The organism is Rhodanobacter sp. G1 (assembly GCF_055397855.1).
Map to the genome: position 1 here is coordinate 2637052 of NZ_AP039674.1, position 19321 is coordinate 2656372.

Consider the following 19321-nt stretch of genomic DNA (forward strand, 5'->3'; position numbering starts at 1 on the left):
ATCCCACAATTCAGACTTCAGCCACGGATATCCCTTCATGCCGGCCGCCCCATCTTCGGCCGATGCTCCAACGCCGGTTGCCGAAGCGTCGGCTCAGCGGTCTTCCAGTCCTCCCGCACCAGCACCGGCCGCGCGGCCTTGATCCAATCCTGTTCCTCGGCGGTTGCCGCGGTGCGCAGGGCCAGAACCCAATCGGCGCTGGTGTCGCGGACGCTGTCCAATGAGCCGCCGAGCCGACCCAACTGCTCGCGCTGGTCACCGCGCAGTTGGTGACCTTCTTGGTCGAACGTGGCGATCTGCGACCGCACACGCCGCCCTGCGGTTTGGGCCTCGTGGGTGAGTTCATCCCATCGCCTCACCTCGCGGTGTAGTCGCTGCCACTCGGTGGGCTCCCCTATGACGGTGGCCGTGCGCAACCGCCACGGATGCGCGGCCTCCCATTGGGCCAGCTGCTGCCGCGCGGACTGACGCACCGCTCGCCGTTCGCGGTGTTGACCCTCATGCATGAAGGCAGTGGCTTCGCGCCGGTCGCGTTCCTCATGGTGGTCGCTGAGTTGGATCGCCAGGCGAGCCAGGACACTCAGCACCTTCTCGATCACCCGCACTAGGCGCAGCACCTGGGCAAACAACCGCCGCGCCTCGGGTTCCTCGGGGGCGGGCACCTTTTCCCGGAACCTCGCCAGAAGTGAACCGGGCGCTCCTTCCAATAGCGGAATGGGCGGGTCTGCCGCCGGGGCGGATGACGGGGTGGCTGCCGGCGTCGGCGTTGCATCAGTTTGACCCGTCGCCGGGCATGGATCCGGTGGCGGCTCGGCCCTGATTGGCTGCACTGCTTCTCGCTGCACGTCGGCCTGAGCCTGTCGCTGCTGCTCTTCGAGCACGACGGCATGGGCGGCCTCGTAGACCAAGGATGGAACAAGGATGTCCCCGCGCAGCGCATCGCCCCGGCGCGTAAAGAAGCCTTTCCGCTCCATGGCCGTGACGGCCGCGCCCAACGTAGGCTGCGGGACGAACGGCAGCTCCTGGCGGGCATAGCTGAGGTGGGTGTAGTCCGCGGGCAGGTTGTTGGCCGCCGTATAACGGTTGGCCAGTTCTGCCCACTTTTCATTGAGGCGTTCCACGAACGCCCCGGACGTGTTCTTGTTCGAGAGCAGCACCAGCTTGGCGCCCAGCCCCCAGTTGGAGGCACCGTCCTCCCCCTGGATATCTTCCAGCCGGCGGGTCGGGAAATAGATATGAGCATGAAAGCCCTGCCTATCAGGTGGCTTCACATTGCCAAGGGCGTCCACGTCTGCATCGCGGTGCAGACCCAACGAAACCGCCGTATGCAGTTCTCGGCAGATGAACCGAGCCATCTCCTCGGCCAGGTCGCCGGCCTGCTGATCCGTCAAACCAATGGGCACCGGGATCCTGTAATCCCTGGCCACCTGGGCGTCTTTCCGCTTCTCAGCGGCCTCCGCACGGTTCCAGAGTTCTTCGGGATCCGTAGCCCAGGGCGGCGCACCCTCGGGGGCCACTGTGAGCGCCCGGACGATTTCCTCGCCGATCTTCCGCCGACGGTAGTCGTGCCACTGGCCGGTGCGCCGGTCGTAGAGGCGCAGGCCGAGGCGGTAAGCGACCCCGGCGATGGCCGAGTGACCGGCACCCCGGCTGTGGGTTTCAAGGTGGGGGCGGGCATGCAGAGCCATGTCATCATCCTTGTCATAGGCCGCCCTGCGTGGGCGATCGGTCATCCTGACCATAAAGAAGCGGGCTGCCGGCCGTGCATGCCCGCCCCACAGAGCTATCAAAGCAGATGCCTGTAACGTGTCAAGCATACTTGACACAAAACATCCTCAACATTGCGCAGCTAAGTGGGCATTTAAGCGGGCTAACCTGCTGCGAATGATGCCTTGTAGTCTTTGCACGCCAAGGGGCACCACCCTAGCCAGCCAAGTCTCCGTTTAACCATACGCATGGAGCACACATGACATCGTCGAATGGACCTGATCGGCCCACCATGTCCGAACACGTTCTGGATCTCATCGCATGGCTGGCCAAGGTGGCCGTGCCCTTGGGAGGCATACTTTTAGCCATCAGTGCCCTCTACTGGTTCGAATTCACCAAAACCTTTGCCCTCCCGGTGGGCTTTACATCACCAGGAGTCCTTTCTGGCCTCCCTGCGCTCGCTGCCGCAGTCGGCGCTAACGTAGCTGTTCTGTCCCTTGCATCCCTCGCGCCGGCGATTTTCCTTTCTATGCCGGTCGATGCCAAAGGGCACACCTTGCTTCATGGCCATCAACAGTGGGCCTTAGAACGAAGGCAAGCCTTACAAAGAGGCGCGAAATCGCCTTACGGTTCGCTATCGCTGCCAGAACGGTGGGGCCTGATCAGCGTGGCCATTGCCATCGCTTGGCCACTGATCATTTTTGGCATGACCCGATTTCATGACATCGGTGCCGGCCCTTTCATCCTGGGGTTGCTGGCAATCGTGCTGGCACTGGCCTACTGGCTCATGTGGCGAATCTACAAGCTGGCCCGAAGCGACCGAACCTCACCATGGCGATTTGTATCGGCGCTATCGTTTGCGGTGGCCAGTCAGATGCTTGTGGTGTTCTGGGTGTATTTCGGGGCGCTCAAAATGGCCACAAACGCTCAACCCCGAACCTTGATGGAGTTAAGCGCGGCTTGTATGGCGCTTTCCATCACCATCGCCCTGGCCCAATTGATCACGGCCCACAAAGCCGTTCACGGCTGGTCGTTCAAAGACGCGAGGGTTGCGGTTCTTCTCGCCATCGGGGTCATGGCACTCCCGCTTCTTTACCCACCCTTCGGCGGCCAGATTGCCGCTTATCCGCTCCGAATTTCATCCCAGGATGGTAGGGAGTGCGTCCTGCTGTATGCCGGCGAAAACGCTCCGGCTAAAACATGGGCAGACATCCTCGATCCTACCCACCCCGGCCAAAGCCAACCTCTTTGGTTTGCCACCCGATTGGATGACACTTACTACGCTAAGTTGTCGCATCAGGCACCCACGCAACTCATCCCGGCGTCGCAGGTTCGCAGGGTGGGTGATTGCCCGGCGGCAACCACAGCACCAACACCGACAGGGGACGTCCCAGCCAAGGCAGCCACCCCGCCCCAGCATCGAGAATCCGATATGGCGCTGTGGATCTCGACCACATCCATGCTGGTGGCCATCCTCTCCCTGGTTTCCACGATACGGGCATGGCGGCAATCCAACCGCCCCCTACTGACCGTCAGGATCAGCACTCACGACGGTGGCAACGCGGGGATTGCCTTGAACCTACTCATTGAGAATACGGGCACGCGTCCTGCCCTGGACGTGTCTCTTCATGCCGATGAGGCCGACATCCGGGCAGCAATGACCCATCCGGATTCAGCGCACCCCATCCCCAACGATGCGGCACGGGTGTTCTTCTCGGACATTGTTATTCCGGTCCTGGCCAATGGCAAAGGCGCATCGAATGCCTTTGGTTCACTGGGCGCCGCAGGTGATTGGCGATCGGGCGCAACCATTCCAGTAAGCCTGAGCTACCGCGGCATGTCGGGCCCTCACTTCAAGGAACACCTCTGGCTGCTGCTGGCGGATGATGCAGGCTTCGCACAGACCTTCTGGGCCAACTCAGGCGGTTAGGCCAGCGAGCAGCACAAGCTGGTGGCTAGATGCTTAGCGTTGGCCGGGCTGTGAGCGTCGTGTTCGCAGAACACTAAGACGCGCTCTACGACCTGCACTGCTTCGCTTTTGTCCCCGATGTTCCCACGAGTTACTTGACAGTTGATTGCCGCCTGCTAGATGTGTGACGACAACTTCAAGGTTATCCGCCATGACGATCGAAGACTTTTGGAACCAAGCCTTTCTAGCTGCTCTGACAAGATGCCCAGTTGCGGAGGCAAGAACCCAGGCCGATGAAGCTTTGAAAGCATGCATCGAACAGTGGCAGTCCAATAATACAGAATGGTCGGCATCTCCAATCCTGTGGCAAAAGCAGGACGTGGCACATGTGCCCAAGCTCCGGGAGAGAATCTAACCTCGCCCGTATTTTTCATGGAGCGCGAGCACGTAGGCCTCGGCATCATCGGGGCTTGAACATACCTTCTTAACAGTGGGTGGAACGCTATCCTCCATCACATACCAGCAAGTAGGTGGTTGATCTAGCCGATTTCCTTCTTCATCCACGTAAAAAACCTCCATGACATAGAAGCTCGGAGCACTGGTCGAATACTTTCCAGCCGGCGGAGAGGGAACACGGATCCTTCCTATCGATCTGCTTCCAGGACGCATGTGTGATCTCCTTAGTTGTTTAAAAAGTAAAATCAGCGATCTTGGATTGCTTGGATGAAATGTAGACAGGCCTTTGCGCAATCCACATACATATAAGCCATGGAATGTTTCTATGATGTCTTGCTAACTCCCATAAAGACTGATCATCCATGGCGGCGGGAACTTCCAAGCGATGATGGCTAAGGCCACCCAGGGGGGCAGCCAAGCCATGACCTGAAAGGTGGCGACGACTTGGGAAGCAAAGGCGCGCCGCCGGTTATAGGTTTTCGCAAGGATGTTCAGCTGGTCGGCCACATCACCGCTCGCTTGAGACCGATCTCGCATACTTGCCAGTGCTGTGTTGAACGCCGTTGTCGTCGTCCCGAGTTGTAGCCGGGTCGCCTTCGATACCCCACTCACGACCAAGGCAACGATCAGCGCACCAAGACAGACAAGCATGTCGCTGATGATCGAGTTACTGGACGCAATCGCAGCAACCGCTACGAGTGAAACGGGGATACCTAGGAACTTAGTGGCGTTGTCCACAACTGAGGTGTTCACCTTGCCCACAAATGTGAGTTCGGCGTCCGCGATCTCCCGGCGTAAGGCGTCAAAAGAAATACGATCCACAACGCATTCAACGTCATACCGGAAGCGCTGCAGGATGCTGCCCCATTTCTCGACCAGTAGTGCGAAACGCGAAACCTCAGAAGACTCCTCAGCACATACCCCAGCAATGGCCAGTCGGAAGATCGCCTTGTATTCCTCGGTTCTCACCTTGCCCTGGGATTGTTCACTTAGAAGATCCCGGAGAACCTCCATATCGGGCTTCGGTGCCGCAAGCATGGCCAATTGAATACGAGTGGTAAGTTCCACGGTCACTGGAGGCGCGCCTGAGGCCGCTGGCTTCACGAAAAGCAGATGTGCTGGCCGACCTGCGGCCAATGCAAGGTTTCCACTGACACTAAGAGCAGCCAGAAGCCTGATCAGCTCGCACAGACGCTCAATCGCTTGCAGCTGGGCAACGGCCGTCGTCCGAGGCTCTTGGGAAAAATAGTCCAAATCGACAATGTAGAAGTGCTGCGGAAACTCGCCCCGGTGGATGGTTTCGCATCGAGCAACAAAGTCGTCAACGGACAAGTAGAACCGACCGGTTTCATTGCTAGATAACGCCCACGTAAAATCAACTTCCCCGTCTGATCGATCCGGTCCGTCGACGAAGTGCCCGAAGCCGGGGTCGAGATGCTCGCAAGCCTGAATGGTGTCGTCCAACGCAGGAGTAGCCGTTCCCAGGAAAGAGAAGCGATCTCCAGCCAGACCGGGGCGGCCCGAGTTCCTGTAAAGCGCGACGACGTTGGCGAACATGACTACAACTGACCACGCGCCCGAAGCGCCGCCTCGATGCTACCGACCGTGTCCGGCGGCAGGTCGGTCAGCGTCAGTCGCTTTTGAACAACATCATAGAGAAACTCGGAGTCGGCAGTGCCAACAATGCCGGTCTCGAACCACAGGCCCCAGTTTGACTTCTTAGCATTGATGCGAATGTGCGGCTTCAAGGCTTGGCGGCTCAACGGAAACTCGTCCGGGATTTGACACTGATCGGAGTTCAGGAACTGTTTGAGCCCATCAAGGATCTGAGCTTGCGTTGGATGAACCTTTGCCTTGGCGGCATAGACCACTTCGTCCAGCTTTACGTTCTGGCCTTCCCCAAGCGATTGCATGTAGTCCACAACGCCCTGCTTGATCTCCGTATGCGCGCCCGCGATCTCGGGTAGATCCCGCACATACTGTTTGACGGACTTGAGTAGTTTCGTGGTCAGCTGCGATGAGGAAGTGCCTTTGACGCACCCCAGAGCATCAACAAAGTAATCGGCAACCTCCTCTCGCCCCCGGCGATTGACGAAGCACAGATAGGTCTTTTCTTCCGAATTTTCGGTCTGATCTTGGGTATTCCCGTCATCATCCGAGTCGGCGGAGAGATGCTCACCATAGCGCGCCAGGTTGATGCGGGCGGCCTGGTGAAGCTTCGACATGTCGATTTCTTTGATCTCTGTCGGGCGAAGATCCTCAGACAAGGTAATGGCCCCTTTCTGTTTGATCATGGCTACCAACAGGAACGCGGATCCGTTGGTCTGATATTGACCGAAGAAGATATGGCCACCGGTCGCGCCGCTCTTTTTCTCGGCCTGCTCCCTCAGCTCTTCCATGGTTGCGACAGACAGATCCATAAAGGCCGATGTGGCAAACTCCTCATCCATCAGCGTGCGAACAGCTCCAGGGAAGTTGCCTTCGCGGTTGGCGGCAGCGAACTGCCCCCAGAGCACAGCATTTCCGTCCTTACCCACCAAGTCAGCGAGCTGACGAGCCAACTGCACGACCATCCTATCCGTCACATCGAGGGCACCCCTCGCATGCCGGATTGTGGTCATAGCGTCGTGCGCGTCCTTTTCCAAACTATGAATGACTGCACTCTTTAATGCGTCCATTGCTCCCCCGTTTTTCCGGCGGCAAGCCGGTTAAAGCATGATAACGGTCAACCTCGCATACCCGAAAACCAAGGGTAATCTCAGGGCGTCTCGAAACTTGAGATGACCCGAACCGGGCGAACGGTCGAAGCAGCAAAGCAGCCCTGCCACTCGACTAAACGAGACTCTTCATTATCCAAATAGAACCCGGCGAAGCTCCGGAACACCCATTCCCCAACCCAGTCCTGGCATCACCACACCCAACATCTCCCGCGGCCCATACTCGCCGGAATACGTTTCGACATGCTCCTCATCAAGATCATGCCCAACATAAGCACAGCGCCACTCCAACGGCACCTTGGCTGACTTCATCGTCTGGATTGCGGTCTTTCGCAGGCTGTGGAACCCATATTTGCCCTTGGCAGGCTTTGTGATCCCGACTGCTTCGATGTGCCGGGTGAACGCCTTGCTGAGCCATTGGCCCTGCCCGTTCACCGCCCCGACCTTCACCTTGGGGAACAGCCGCGTCTCCTCCTTCTGCCGCAACTGCTCGACCCGCTCCATGAGCCCCAGGGTGAGCAAATCCGGATGGAGGGGGATCGTGCGCCGGCTGGCCTCATTCTTGATGCTCTGCCCTTCTCCTTCGTCCGTGATCGTCAGGCACGGCACCCCATCCACGACGATGAAATCCGCCAGCGCAAGTTGGCCAACCTCTGACACACGGGCCCCGGTGTAGAGGCCGATGAGCGCGCCCCAACGGGCACCCTCGCCCAGCGTCGCCAAGGCTTCCGGCGCGTAGAGCGCCTGGATCTGCTCCTGGGTGAAGGCCCGGAACCCCATCGCCTTCCGTTTCAGCTTCTCCCGCTTGCGGAAGATCACGTGGCCCATGGCCGGGTTTTCGTCTCTGGGGAACTTGGGGTAATGCCCGGCCTGCACCGCCCAGGTGAAAAAGCCGCGCAGATAGGAGGTCTTGTTGACCAGGGTGGGCGTCTGCAAGCCGCTGGCCCGCATCGCTTCCACCCACGCATGCACGTCCTCGCGCTGCACCTCGTGAAAGAGCTTCTTCAAGCCGACGTGCCGCGCAAAACCCATGATGGCCGCGGACTTGATCGTCAGGGTCTTCCGGAGTGTTTCTGTCTCGATGCTTTTCAGCCACTGATCCGCCGCCAGCCCGATCGCACGGGGGCGGGACGGAACCACTGCCCCCGGGGACGCTGACGAGGACACGGCCTGCGCGGACAACGACTGGGCCAGCGATGCGCCCAGCTTCTCCATCGCCCCAGCCAATCCCATCACATCCGACGCGGCGGAGGGGGCTGAGGGCCGAGGCAATGCCTGCGTCAACCACGCGGGAGGCTCCTTGGCCTCTTTCAGCGCTGCCATCATGCGCGCGTGATCGGCTTCGTCCTTGGCCTCCATACGCATGGAGCCATCCGCCCGGATCTCGCAGGCGTAATCCACCACCTCGTTACCGCTGCCCGTGCGAAGTTGGACATCACGCTTCCTCGGCGGCGCAGACACGCCGTCCTCCCTGGGCTCCTTGGCCATCGCGCTCCCCCTGCTCCTTGCCGTGGTGAAGAGTTGAGCATAGCGCGCACCCAGCGCGTAGGCCCACCAGCGTGCCAATGTGGGGTCGCGGGTGCCCAGCGATTTCTTGATGACTCGCCGCCCAAGGAGGGGTTGAAGATCGGCCGGAACGATTAGGCGGAAGTGGAACACGCCCGAGGCATGGCGCAGCAAATGGTGTGCAAGTCGCATTGGATTTGACCAACCGACTTGACCAAGCGCCTTTCTCCAGGACAACAAAAAAGCCCTAAAAAAGGGCTTCTTTGCAATCTGGCGGAGAGAGAGGGAGGTGATCTCCCCCGTATCCCGTAAGGCCTGCCAAGCCACACATCGTGGTTTGAGTTGTGGAGTGATCTTGGCCTGCCCTATTCCATCGGTCAAGGTCAGAACAGGCGGTTCAAATGAACCTAGCCGTTGAACACCTACCCGACCCGTGATAAACAAAACCGCCCCTTCAACCAAGGATCACCATGGCTATCAATCTCGATGCCCTTTCCCCCGCAGAACTCCAAGCGCTCATCAAAAGTGCCGAGGCCCAGATGGGTGCCGCCCGCAAAAACCACATCCATGAAGTTCGCGCCAAGATGGACGCACTCCTTGCAAGCTCTGGCCTGACCTTGGATGAGGTCTACCCGAGGCGGGGTGGTAAGGGTGCGAAAGGCCCGAAGGCTGCTGTGGCTCCGAAGTATCGAAACCCTGACAACGCGGCTCAGACCTGGTCGGGTCGTGGCAAGCGTCCACTCTGGTTCGTTGAAGCCCTGAAGAAGCGTGGTGTAACGGCAGAAAACCTGCTCATCCAAGGTGCCAAGACTGCATCGGCCAAGAAGGTTGCCAAGAAAGCTCCAGCGAAGAAAAAGGCCACCGCCAAGAAGTGATACTCAGCGTTGGATGAGTGATAAGAAGCCCCGTAGGCATTACTGCGGGGCTTTTTTTGTTGAAGGAAAACGGTCATCCATGACCAACATTAGCTCCATGCATTTCTTAATCACTAGTCCCAGGTAAAAATACCTACCAACACATCCATGATTTAGTTCAATTTTCCAGAACTACTCCATAGATAAGTATGGACTAGCAAGTAGTCCCAGGCTCTGTGAAATTAAAATAAACCGTCTAATTTTACGAACCTAATTGCATCATGCCAAAAATACTAGACCTGTCAAGGTTAAATTCACCAACTTCATCGGATCGGAAAGCACATAAAAACGCAAGCATTTACGCTATTTTTTAGCATTTTTGATCGGCCCATCTAATCGCTTGACAAGCGACTCATTTATCATATAACAGCACGCCCAAAGTACTTACCATTACTGAAAGTCAGGAGTTCTGATGTTGGGATAATTTGAAGTGACTCATGCCCCATATAAACCACGAAACTGATACATCAGGAAAACCAATCTGTGAGATAGTCCTACCGTCTGGTGCAATTATTAACATTCGAGATGGAAGCCAAGTCCCCGTTATTCTTGAAAGCATCAGTAAGTATGGATGGTTAAGACAATCGGCTGTCCCTACTGCGTATAGCTCAAACGCCACACCAACTGCACTAACAGTTCCCACTACCGAACCCACTCAGCCACCGCCTCCATCGCCAACATCCGATGCGATTGAGAGCATGGGCCGGGCATTAACTGCCGTTATCGAGCATCGTCATCAGCAGCTCATGACGACTATCAAAGAGCAGGCCATTGAAGAGGATCACTTGTTCTCTGAGGCGATGGAAAAATACTTCCTATCTAGTGCATACAAAAAGCTCCATCATTCTCGCAAAGGCGTTTACGCCTTCGTCAAAGCATCATTCTCAGACATTGTTGGAGATAAGCTTTTATCTGAGCTTCGATATAAAGACGTATCTCACTACACCGACATTCTCAGGCACATTCCAGCCAACGCTAAGAAGAAAGAAGAATTTAAGGACAAGGATTACTACACCATTGCAAGAGAGGCGCACGCCAAGGGTATGAAACCCATATGCTCGGCGACTCAGTACAAGCATATCAAGGCGCTAAAATCATTTTTCCATTGGTGCATGGTTCAATTCGACATGCGCCGTGATGTTACGTGCTGCGTTCGAGGAAGTGATTACATCCGCGATGAAGAGCAAGCTAGACAGCCCTTCGATGATAACGAGTTAGCTACCATCTTTGACCCTGAATTCCTCAAGGCGCTTGATGCGCCATGGAAGTTCTGGGCCATTCTCATTGCTTTCTTTTCAGGCATGAGGGTAAATGAAATTGGTCAAATTGATGTGGAAGATATCTGCGAAGTACCTATCGGTGTCGACAAGGAAGGCCATACCCTCACAGTGCCCTGTATTTCGCTCAATGGAAGAAATGGTAAGAAGCTAAAAACAAGAAACGCCAGACGATACTTACCCATTCATTCCAAGGTTATTGAACTGGGCTTTCTTGACTACGTTCGTTATATGAAGAGTCAGCACTTCAAGCATCTTTTCCCTGATTTACATAAGGGTTCTGGCACGCCTGGCTCCAAGATTTCAGCTTGGTTCAACTCCACGCATCTTAAGAGCTGGTGCGAAATTGATGATTCTCAGAAAAAATTCCACTCTTTCCGCAATCATTTTTGGACATATGCGGAATTGACGCCCGAGGTTCCAGAATCAGCCATACGGAAATTGACAGGCACGGGCCGAGGTCGGTCTGTAGAGCGCGTCCATTACATCAAGGAAGCCGACGTCAAAGGTTGCAAGAAAGCAATGGAAGACATTGCCTTCCCTGTCGTGAATTTCATGCCTTACAACCACGAGCAGTTCGCGGATTATTTTGCCGATGAAATCAAATATGCAACTGCAGATGACCTGACCGTCACGCCTCCATCCACAAGGAAGAGACGAGGTAGACCACCCAAAAGTGGAGCTGGCGTTGCACCAAGCCTTACAGCCTCATCCGATCCTTTCGCTTGATGCGGGGCGCTGGTTCGATCTTCTCATCCAGCAACCGCTTGTCGAGGTCGGCTGAAAGGTGGTCAAGGGTTCGCCCGTAGAGCTTGCATAGGTCACGCGCGACGAGGAAATCGACGCCCCTGCTACCGACTTCGATGTCGGAGACCCCAGTCTGGCTGATGCCGAGCTTCTCGGCCACGGCCACCTGGGTCAAGCCTGCTTTGAGGCGGTATTCCTTGAGGAGGGCGATGAGGGCAACGTACTCGGGACGATGGACAGAAGTGGGCTTCATCGAGGCTGATCCTGGTCGGGCCAGCCAAGTCTTTATCCCTGTTCCATTTACCTGATTTTCATGCACGTATCCCTAGAACAGGTAGTATCCAAACCTCCATCAAGGAACAGGGGTTCTCATGAAGCAGGAAGGAATCGCGGTCAGTGCCGTCATCATCGGCATCATGGCTGGCGTTGTACTCACCCTTACAGACTATGCCTGGCTGGGGCTTCTGCCCCTCGCTCTCGTTGGCTGGGGTATCTACAGCCTCGTCCAGGCGAGCAAGAAAAACAGGAAGGTTCGCCAGGACAGTTCGTTTACTGCCCGAGAAGAATCAGACGGCCAAATCCGCTTCGACGTGCATCCTGCCCATCGTCAGGATTTCACCATCCCAGCCTCCATCTTCATCGGCCTGATGATGGCCGCCATCGTTGGAGTCGTCACTGGCATCATGGTGGCACTCCATGGAAGTCCGCTTCTCCTGCTGTTGTCACCCGTTGCTGGCATCGGCTTCGCTTTGGCCGTGCTGCACAAGAATGCCGACCGTCGAGAGCATGCCTCCGATAGGCGCATCTATGTGTCTGGCGCTGCTATCAACTACCCCAACCCAGCCAACGACTTCGCACTGACCATGGTGCAAGTCGGCGCCATCGACCGTCTTCGGATTCAGCAATCCCTTGCCAATAAAACCCTCGTGCAATTCACCAGTGGTGCGCCAGGTGACGCGGTTCGACAGATGGGTGAGCGCGCAAGGGCCAAGCGGATGAACTGGTTTGCTGACCACTCGTACATGGTCGAAGTCCATGCAGCAGGTAAGCGTCATGTGCTTGCGGGTGGGATGGATGAAATCACCGCAAACGGCCTGATGCAGGCCATCAGCCGAAAACTCGGCATTTAAAACACAGGGGAACCATCATGAAGAAGACTCTGGCGACCATCGCCATCACCCTCATTCTCTCGGCCTGTGTCAACACGACCACGGGCGTCAAGATGGACACCAGCAAGCTTGACCAGCTCCATGCAGGGGTCAGCACCATCGCCCAAGCTGAAGCCCTTCTCGGGCAACCGACAGGTATTGCCAAGAATCCCGATGGCACTACGACCCTGACTTACTTCTACAGCAAGAACGGACAGGATGCGAAGTCCTACATTCCCTTCCTCGGCAACGCCCTTGGCAAGAGCACGCACGAATCAAGCATGACCTATGTCCAGTTCGATGCAAAGGGAAAATATATGAAGTGGTGGGGTGGACAGGGCTAGCCCATCTTCAAAGATGGAGCCGTACTGCTGGACAATGCGACTTCGTTAACACCTTGCTCCATCTTCCCCACCTCAGGAAAGAGGACAGACAACTGCTCCCTCACCAAGGCCCTGTCGGATTCCGACAGGGCTTTTATCATTTCTGGAAGCAAGGTGGATTGCTGGTCGTGCAGCTTGACCAAGGAGTTCCGAATGGTCGCCAGCACTTCGGCTTGCTTGGCCTGCAAGGTGTTTGCTTCCACATCTAGTCTGACCACCTCGGAAGCATGATGGGCAACAGCCTGCTTCAAGGCTTGCACGTGTTCATCGTGTCGGCGAACGTCCTGTCGAAGCCGTTCGTGTTCTGGAAGAGGTGAACCACCCATGCTTGCGAACATTCGCACCCGCCAACGGTGATCTTCTTCCCAACGTGCTAGCCGAACCTTTGCCTGGTTCCGATGCTGACGGCTTTGGTCGGCCTGGAACTCTGCATCGAGCTTTGCCGCACGGTTTGCTTCGATGATCTTGAACAGCTCATCCATCTCATTTTGAAGCTGATGGTAGACGGCGAATGCTTTGTCCAAGGCTTCGATGAGAACCAAGGAACGCTCCAACGCATCATGTTCTTCCTTGGTCTTCGGTGTTGGGGCCGATGCCTTCAATCGGTGCGCGAGCGAACCTTGCCTGTGGATGATGGGTTGGACGACTGACGCCTTCCGTTTTCCAGACAAGGTGAAGGTACGGGGTGCTTGTGATGGCATGGGGCTTGGTTGGCCCCATGAGCGCTTCTCAGCTTCCCTTGCCACATCTTGACGGGCCTGGGTGTGTTGGGCCTTCAAGGCGCTGGCATGGGCTTTCTCGTAGACCTGGGCCATGACCAAAGCTTCGCGCAGGGAATCGCCTCGGTTGGTATAGATGCCCCTCCGTTCCATGGCCGTTGCTGACCGTCCCAACGTCGGTTGCGGTGTCAGGTTCAGCCCGAGGCGCTTGTAGCTTTTGAACTGGTAGGTGAGATCCGAACCAGCCTTCCGAGCGTAGTCGGTTGCCAACTCTGACCAACGACAGTTCAACAGCTCAATGAAGGCGGCGCCCAGGTGTTGCTTGGAAAATTCGTGATGCTTCGGGCCAAAACCCATACTTGCCTGGCCCTTCCCATCACCACCATCTGCATCATCAAGCAAGGGACGGGTCGGGAAGTACAGATGCGCATGGAAGCCCTGTTTGTCCGACGACTTGAGGTTGCCAAGCGCATCGCGGTCAGCATCTCTATGTAGGCCCATCGAGACAGGGGTGTTCAACTCATCACAGATGAAACGGGCCATGGCCTCAGCAAGATCCCCTGCATCCTGGTCGGTCAGGCCAAAGGGGATGGGGATACGGTAATCCCTGGCAACCTGGCCGTCTTTACGTTTTTCGGCTTGCTCGACCCTGTTCCAAAGCCGAGCGGGATCGGTTGCCCATGATGGTGCGCCCACAGGTGCAATGGTCAGGGCGCGAACAATTTCTTCGCCAAGTTCCCGTTTTCGGAAATCATGCCAAACACCAGCACGTTCATCATATAACCGAAGGCCAAGACGATAAGCACAACCAGCGACCGAAGAATGGCCTTTGGAACGGGTATGAACTTCAAGGTGTGGGCGAGCGTGGGCGTGAATATCCATATGCGTCCTCCGTGACTTAGTAGCAGGTCAATCCGTAACCTGTAAAACATCAAAACAGATAATCTATATATGTCAAGCAATCTTGACGCACAAAAAAGCCAACCCAAGCAACGGTCGGCTTTGGAATGCTTTAGATTTTGATTTGGCTTTGAGCGGCGTGTTGGAACAACACATAGACGCGCTCTAGCTCTAATTCCTCATCTTACGAACCAATTCATATATTCCTCAATTAAACCACTAGGGTCGATCAGTCTTCTTGGCTTTTCAAGACCATATTTCCTCACGATTCCCAATAGCTCGTCTGGAATCCGGATAACGCCAGCCACGTGCCCTTCGTAAAGCATATGCAAATTCAGATCAATGAATTTCTTCTCAATTGAAACCTTGCGCAACATTTCATTTAATGTCAACCCAAGCAAAGGAATCGGACTAAACGCTGACCACTCATATTGAAGGTCAAGACTCAAATTTTGAGCATTTTTATCCAGAAAAAAAATGTTAAGCCTATTTATAGCAGAGCGCATCGCAAGATTCGGATCTCGCACCCCTTTATTAGAAAAACCGCCTGCTGGCACATCGAAATGCGCACCATCAAAGCCCCAAGCAAAATCAAATGAGGGGCTGTTAATCTTTGATCTGTTAATACGCCGACCCGCGACGCCCAACATGCCTATTAGCTTCTTAACTCGGTCACGATGAAGAGAGAATGCCTGTATTCCTAGCACAAAAGTTAGCTTCCGAAGATTTTCAACTCTTCGTATCAGAGCAGCAATATCAGCGATATTAAGTTGCCCTGAATCGTGAACAAAAGCACAAGACTCGCCACCCTCAGCAATTATTAGCAAGCAAGATTCGACCCCTTCCGTCAGCACCCCTTTTTTATGGCTGTCATAACGTATAAGCAAGGCAGCATCCTGCACTATATGAACATAATTACTCAGATCCACACAAATCCCCTCAAAAAATCTCGACACTTCATGAATTGCTGCCCATACCTATCATGGCAATAGCCTAGGATAATCACTTAAAACGCAAAACGGAAACCCATCAAATGAGGAAGCATATCGATACCAATACAAATCAGCACCTTGACCAAATTGCCAATCCTGATACAAAGGAGTCATATGATCAAGATAAGGACGACAAATGTATACGCTAAATAATAAAAAACCAAAACATCGTTATATTAAGGCAGCCGGCATCATTGGCTTACTTCTTTTATCGATATATATTCCAGAGCACATTCCACAGAAGGCAGACGATGGTCGACTCTATGTACGCCCAGCCACATATTCTGTGATATGGAACTGGGCGATACCATATAGGCCATAATGAGGTTAAGGCCCGTACTCTCCATCTCCAATAACCTTCCAACCCTTCCTTTTCATGCACTGATCCATCGGACTTGGTTCGCCTAGCCTGGCATAAATCCCAGCCGTGGACTTCGCACAATCTTCTTTATCATTCGCCATGGAATGATGGCCGCCAAAAAAGTAAAAAGCAGCAGCAGCCACGATTAACAGAACGACGATTATTTTCCACATAGCAGCCAACTCCTAAAAGAAATAGAAATCAAGCTTTTCCTTTGATAGCCTCAGACCGAATTCGCGCACCAACCGTCGCCTCAATGATCTTGTCTCGGAGAGTTTCAACTTTATCCTGTTTAAGGATGGGTATATCCAAAGATCTAGCCAGTTGTTCGACGGACTTCTTGGTCTCAAAGGTTCGCAATAGAAAATCTGAAGCTTCATCACGGCTACTAAATGAAGTTAGTTTTTCAACAAGTGCTTTAAAATCTTCCAGTGGAACCTGCTCTACCTCATCCTTAGTACGCTTGCGCACAACCCTAAGCTCTATGTCGTAGCCCTTGTCAGATAACTTATCGACATCCTCGCTCGATAAGTTCATCACCCCTGAAAGAACCTTATTAAGGATAAGAGCCAATGCTTTCTGCGACTTGTCCATTCTTATACCTCAGAGTAGCGACTGGAATTCACGAACCACGCCTTCAATTTCCTTCACCGCGTCTGAATGCGTATTGTTTGAATAAGCATTCAAGACAACAGGAATGAGCTCCTGAGGCGCGCTGGCAAATATGGTCTTATTCTCCCTGAAGTATGCATTCATAACATGAACACCAAGCCGCTTGGTTTGCGCAATAAATTGCCTCTGCGCCGAAATAGGCTGACCGCTCGTGATCTGAATCATCGTAAACAAGACACCAAGGATAGAAGGATCGATTTCATCCTCATCCTCGTCAAGCGCCGCGTATTCGTTAAATTCTTTGACGAGATCATTGACACTACGCTGCAAATAATCGATGCCCAACGTGGACAGATAGTCAGGCTTTGCCGGAATCAGGATCTTCTCGCTGGCAATGATTGCGTTCTTAGTGACGATATTGAAGTTTGGAGGGCAATCAATAAGGACAATATCATAGTCCGCTTCATCGACCAGATCCCTAATCGCCTTCCTAAGTTTGCCATGCACCTTGATATAGTTGCGCTTTGATTGTTGCAGATTGGCGCCACCAAGCAGGGTTGCCAACTCAAGGTCAACATTGATTAGACCAAGATGAGAGCAAATCAAATCTATCCGACCACCCGTATCCTTTCTTGAAAGATATCCATTTACCTTGGCAGGCGAGATGATGAACTCCTTCAAATCCCTCGGATTGTGACCGCCACTTATTGCATCAAACCAGGTCTTGATTGTCTTGTGGGATTTGTAATCCTCGTCCCATTCGTCAGGAGTGATAAAAGAGAAAGTCAAACTTGCCTGAGCATCAGTATCGATCAACAGAACTTTTTTGCCACGAAAGGCAAGCTCTCCTGCGATATTTGAGGTTACGGTGGTTTTACCAACTCCACCCTTATAGTTAATGACAGCAACAATATCCATTTGCCCCACCTTGGTTGTCAAAATTGAACACGAGCTGCGAGTTCAGCAGCTCCACCTATTGCCTAACGCCCCAATCCAACTTCTTCACCGCATCCAACAACTCCCGCATGGTCGGAGCCCTGCTGTAAGCGCCATGGTGTTCATCATCGAGCTCATGCCCCACATAGGCAGCACGAAGCTCAGCGGTCACCCCAGCACTCTGTAACCCTTGCACCACCGTCTTCCGAAGACTGTGGAAGCCAAACTTCCCCTTCTCTGGCTTGCCAACTGTCGCCAGCACATGACGGCTGAAAGCCTTGCTCAACCAGTTTCCGGGCCCATTGACCCCGCCGACCTTCACCTTCGGAAACAAGCGCTTCTCACGATCCTTCCGAAGCTCATCCACGCGCTTCAACAGCCCCAGCTCAATCAGCTTCGGATGGACGGGAATCGTCCGGATGCTGACTTCGGATTTGACCGATTGGCCCTCACCCTCATCACAAATTCGGATGCAGGAGATGCCATCGACTTCCACGAAGTCTGCCAGCGTCAGTTGCCCAACTTCTGCAACGCGCGCGCCCGTGTACAAGCCAATCCAAGCACCCCACTGGGCCGACTCGCTGAGCCCTTCCAAGGCCTTGGCATCGAAGAGCTTGCACACCTGGTCATCATTGAAAGCTTTGAACCCGAACGCTCGCCTGGCGCGCTTCTCACGTGTCCCGAACACGATCTGACCTGCCGCAGGATTCTCATCCTTGGCAAAAGGTGGGTAGTACCCACGGGCCTTGGCCCAATCGAAGAAGCCACGAAGATACGAACACTTGTTCACGATGGTCGGGGTTTCCAGACCGCCAGCCCTCAAGGCCTGAACCCAGTTGCCTACATCAATCCGACCAGCATCCTTGAGTGAGCTCTTCTCGCCATAGTGCTTGGCGAATCCCTCGACTGCTGTTGTTTTTATTTTGAAGGTCTTGGGGCGTGTGCTGGACTTGATCTCAGCCAACCACTGCGTCACGGCCTTGCCAATCTGGATGACTGGAATCTTCGATGCAGGGTCAGGGGGAGGAGCAGAAGATGCGTTACCTGCCTGAGCGGAGCGCATGAGCTCTTGATAGTACGGTTCTTGGTCTAACCGACCGATGCGCTCAAGCGCATCCATGGCAAAACCGTGGTCTTCCTCGCCGTTGGCCTCCATCTCGATGGAGCCATCTGGTCGACGGACAAGCTTGTAATCCTCACGGCGCTTGGCCCCGAGGATCGTTGATACGGTCGGAACGCTATCCCTAGCCACACTCAGCCCCCTGATGCGTGGATCAACGTTGACGTGTCGCGGATTCGCGGTTACTTCGCTTCGCGGAATGCTGACGCATCCACCAAGGCGCATCCACTCCCCATCAACTGGTGTGGTCTGAGCATACCCCTGGACGAGAACCAGCGCACGTTGCTGCGCGGTCAGGAGGTCACGTGTTCCAAGGCTTCGCGTGACCTCGTGCTTACCCGTCTTGCGGGTCTGACGTGATGGAATTCTTTGGCGAAAATGCCAGATGCCTGAGGGTGCCAACCGCAGATAGTTTGGGATGCGCATATCGGCTCGCTGTGGAGCGATATGTGGAGCGACAAGCCCATCCTCAGAAAAGCAAAAACCCCTGTATAAACAGGGGCTTTGCAGTACTGGCGGAGAGAGAGGGATTCGAACCCTCGATAAGGCTTTTGACCCTATACTCCCTTAGCAGGGGAGCCCCTTCGGCCACTCGGGCATCTCTCCGGGTTTTGGTGTCGCTAAGAGCCGGCAAGAATACCGGGTGGCAGGTTCGACGTAAAGCCCGAAGGCTGCGATCAGTGCTGATCCCCGCCATGAGCATTGCCGGAATCGTGCTCGCCCTTGATTCGCTGGTAGATCTCTTCGCGGTGCACGGCAACGTCCTTGGGCGCATTGATACCGATGCGCACCTGATTGCCCTTTACACCCAACACGGTGACGGTCACCTCGTCGCCGATCATCAGGGTTTCGCCAACCCTGCGGGTCAGAATCAACATGGTTGCTGCTCCATTATTCCTGGTTCCAGACCTGCGACC

General features: G+C 54.7%; 17 protein-coding genes and 1 tRNA gene. 6 read left to right on the plus strand and 12 right to left on the minus strand.

The window, feature by feature from the left end; translation table 11 throughout:
* Window positions 1-35 precede the first annotated feature (35 nt).
* On the minus strand, window positions 36-1688 hold the full coding sequence (locus tag ACZ5Z2_RS11820) for a MobA/MobL family protein (protein ID WP_464758781.1): 1653 nt from the start codon (window positions 1686-1688) through the stop codon (window positions 36-38).
* A 278-nt stretch (window positions 1689-1966) separates the two neighbouring features.
* On the opposite strand from ACZ5Z2_RS11820, the gene ACZ5Z2_RS11825 reads away from it, so the two are divergent.
* Together ACZ5Z2_RS11825 and ACZ5Z2_RS11830 are read left to right on the plus strand one after the other, a co-directional pair.
* Window positions 1967-3637 (plus strand): hypothetical protein, encoded by a 1671-nt coding sequence (locus ACZ5Z2_RS11825; RefSeq protein ID WP_464758782.1) that lies wholly within the window; start codon window positions 1967-1969, stop codon window positions 3635-3637.
* A gap of 190 nt (window positions 3638-3827) precedes the next feature.
* Window positions 3828-4031 (plus strand): hypothetical protein, encoded by a 204-nt coding sequence (locus tag ACZ5Z2_RS11830; protein WP_464758783.1) that lies wholly within the window; start codon window positions 3828-3830, stop codon window positions 4029-4031.
* Between the two features lie 377 nt (window positions 4032-4408).
* Here ACZ5Z2_RS11830 and ACZ5Z2_RS11835 read toward each other — a convergent pair whose 3' ends face one another.
* The 3 genes from ACZ5Z2_RS11835 to ACZ5Z2_RS11845 form a co-directional block, all read right to left on the minus strand.
* Window positions 4409-5629 carry a hypothetical protein gene (locus ACZ5Z2_RS11835; protein WP_464758784.1) on the minus strand — a complete coding sequence of 407 codons (1221 nt, stop codon included), beginning with the start codon at window positions 5627-5629 and terminating at the stop codon, window positions 4409-4411.
* A gap of 2 nt (window positions 5630-5631) precedes the next feature.
* Entirely contained in the window at window positions 5632-6750 is a 1119-nt protein-coding gene (locus ACZ5Z2_RS11840; protein WP_464758785.1) for a nucleoid-associated protein, read from the minus strand.
* 171 nt (window positions 6751-6921) lie between these two features.
* Window positions 6922-8487 (minus strand): DUF6538 domain-containing protein, encoded by a 1566-nt coding sequence (locus tag ACZ5Z2_RS11845; RefSeq protein ID WP_464758786.1) that lies wholly within the window; start codon window positions 8485-8487, stop codon window positions 6922-6924.
* A gap of 278 nt (window positions 8488-8765) precedes the next feature.
* On the opposite strand from ACZ5Z2_RS11845, the gene ACZ5Z2_RS11850 reads away from it, so the two are divergent.
* Window positions 8766-9170: an H-NS histone family protein gene (locus ACZ5Z2_RS11850; RefSeq protein ID WP_464758787.1), complete on the plus strand. Its 405-nt coding sequence runs from the start codon at window positions 8766-8768 to the stop codon at window positions 9168-9170.
* Between the two features lie 476 nt (window positions 9171-9646).
* The gene (locus tag ACZ5Z2_RS11855; RefSeq protein WP_464758788.1) at window positions 9647-11215 is read left to right on the plus strand and encodes a site-specific integrase; all 1569 of its coding nucleotides are present in this window, start codon (window positions 9647-9649) and stop codon (window positions 11213-11215) included.
* On the opposite strand, the gene ACZ5Z2_RS11860 is transcribed toward ACZ5Z2_RS11855, so the two are convergent.
* The gene (locus tag ACZ5Z2_RS11860; RefSeq protein WP_464758789.1) at window positions 11187-11486 is read right to left on the minus strand and encodes a helix-turn-helix domain-containing protein; all 300 of its coding nucleotides are present in this window, start codon (window positions 11484-11486) and stop codon (window positions 11187-11189) included. The two genes, ACZ5Z2_RS11855 and ACZ5Z2_RS11860, sit on opposite strands and share 29 nt — an antisense overlap.
* A gap of 118 nt (window positions 11487-11604) precedes the next feature.
* Between ACZ5Z2_RS11860 and ACZ5Z2_RS11865 the strand changes: the two genes are divergently transcribed.
* A complete protein-coding gene (locus ACZ5Z2_RS11865) occupies window positions 11605-12363 on the plus strand; it encodes a hypothetical protein (RefSeq protein WP_464758790.1) in 759 nt (252 codons plus the stop codon).
* Window positions 12364-12380: 17 nt separating this feature from the next.
* Complete coding sequence (locus ACZ5Z2_RS11870) at window positions 12381-12725, plus strand: hypothetical protein (RefSeq protein ID WP_464758791.1); 345 nt, start codon at window positions 12381-12383, stop codon at window positions 12723-12725.
* Here the strand turns inward: ACZ5Z2_RS11870 and ACZ5Z2_RS11875 are convergent.
* The 7 genes from ACZ5Z2_RS11875 to csrA form a co-directional block, all read right to left on the minus strand.
* Window positions 12722-14365, minus strand: a complete 1644-nt coding sequence (locus ACZ5Z2_RS11875) for a MobA/MobL family protein (protein WP_464758793.1) — start codon at window positions 14363-14365, stop codon at window positions 12722-12724. The two genes, ACZ5Z2_RS11870 and ACZ5Z2_RS11875, sit on opposite strands and share 4 nt — an antisense overlap.
* Before the next feature lie 197 nt (window positions 14366-14562).
* The gene (locus ACZ5Z2_RS11880) at window positions 14563-15270 is read right to left on the minus strand and encodes a hypothetical protein (RefSeq protein ID WP_464758794.1); all 708 of its coding nucleotides are present in this window, start codon (window positions 15268-15270) and stop codon (window positions 14563-14565) included.
* 667 nt (window positions 15271-15937) lie between these two features.
* Complete coding sequence (locus ACZ5Z2_RS11885) at window positions 15938-16330, minus strand: hypothetical protein (protein WP_464758795.1); 393 nt, start codon at window positions 16328-16330, stop codon at window positions 15938-15940.
* A 9-nt stretch (window positions 16331-16339) separates the two neighbouring features.
* Window positions 16340-17266, minus strand: a complete 927-nt coding sequence (locus ACZ5Z2_RS11890; RefSeq protein ID WP_464758796.1) for a ParA family protein — start codon at window positions 17264-17266, stop codon at window positions 16340-16342.
* 55 nt (window positions 17267-17321) lie between these two features.
* Window positions 17322-18830 (minus strand): DUF6538 domain-containing protein, encoded by a 1509-nt coding sequence (locus ACZ5Z2_RS11895; RefSeq protein WP_464758797.1) that lies wholly within the window; start codon window positions 18828-18830, stop codon window positions 17322-17324.
* Between the two features lie 87 nt (window positions 18831-18917).
* Window positions 18918-19010, minus strand: a tRNA-Ser gene (locus ACZ5Z2_RS11900).
* Window positions 19011-19081: 71 nt separating this feature from the next.
* Window positions 19082-19282, minus strand: a complete 201-nt coding sequence (gene csrA, locus ACZ5Z2_RS11905; RefSeq protein ID WP_464758799.1) for a carbon storage regulator CsrA — start codon at window positions 19280-19282, stop codon at window positions 19082-19084.
* Window positions 19283-19321 lie beyond the last annotated feature (39 nt).

Bases quoted from the DNA above. Each gene is read 5' to 3' on its own strand.
- ACZ5Z2_RS11820 (WP_464758781.1), bottom strand. From the start codon at position 1,688: ATGGCTCTGCATGCCCGCCCCCACCTTGAAACCCACAGCCGGGGTGCC.
- csrA (WP_464758799.1), bottom strand. From the start codon at position 19,282: ATGTTGATTCTGACCCGCAGGGTTGGCGAAACCCTGATGATCGGCGAC.
- ACZ5Z2_RS11855 (WP_464758788.1), top strand. From the start codon at position 9,647: ATGCCCCATATAAACCACGAAACTGATACATCAGGAAAACCAATCTGT.
- ACZ5Z2_RS11890 (WP_464758796.1), bottom strand. From the start codon at position 17,266: ATGGATATTGTTGCTGTCATTAACTATAAGGGTGGAGTTGGTAAAACC.
- ACZ5Z2_RS11835 (WP_464758784.1), bottom strand. From the start codon at position 5,629: ATGTTCGCCAACGTCGTCGCGCTTTACAGGAACTCGGGCCGCCCCGGT.
- ACZ5Z2_RS11850 (WP_464758787.1), top strand. From the start codon at position 8,766: ATGGCTATCAATCTCGATGCCCTTTCCCCCGCAGAACTCCAAGCGCTC.
- ACZ5Z2_RS11860 (WP_464758789.1), bottom strand. From the start codon at position 11,486: ATGAAGCCCACTTCTGTCCATCGTCCCGAGTACGTTGCCCTCATCGCC.
- ACZ5Z2_RS11895 (WP_464758797.1), bottom strand. From the start codon at position 18,830: ATGCGCATCCCAAACTATCTGCGGTTGGCACCCTCAGGCATCTGGCAT.
- ACZ5Z2_RS11865 (WP_464758790.1), top strand. From the start codon at position 11,605: ATGAAGCAGGAAGGAATCGCGGTCAGTGCCGTCATCATCGGCATCATG.
- ACZ5Z2_RS11840 (WP_464758785.1), bottom strand. From the start codon at position 6,750: ATGGACGCATTAAAGAGTGCAGTCATTCATAGTTTGGAAAAGGACGCG.
- ACZ5Z2_RS11870 (WP_464758791.1), top strand. From the start codon at position 12,381: ATGAAGAAGACTCTGGCGACCATCGCCATCACCCTCATTCTCTCGGCC.
- ACZ5Z2_RS11875 (WP_464758793.1), bottom strand. From the start codon at position 14,365: ATGGATATTCACGCCCACGCTCGCCCACACCTTGAAGTTCATACCCGT.
- ACZ5Z2_RS11825 (WP_464758782.1), top strand. From the start codon at position 1,967: ATGACATCGTCGAATGGACCTGATCGGCCCACCATGTCCGAACACGTT.
- ACZ5Z2_RS11885 (WP_464758795.1), bottom strand. From the start codon at position 16,330: ATGGACAAGTCGCAGAAAGCATTGGCTCTTATCCTTAATAAGGTTCTT.
- ACZ5Z2_RS11845 (WP_464758786.1), bottom strand. From the start codon at position 8,487: ATGCGACTTGCACACCATTTGCTGCGCCATGCCTCGGGCGTGTTCCAC.
- ACZ5Z2_RS11830 (WP_464758783.1), top strand. From the start codon at position 3,828: ATGACGATCGAAGACTTTTGGAACCAAGCCTTTCTAGCTGCTCTGACA.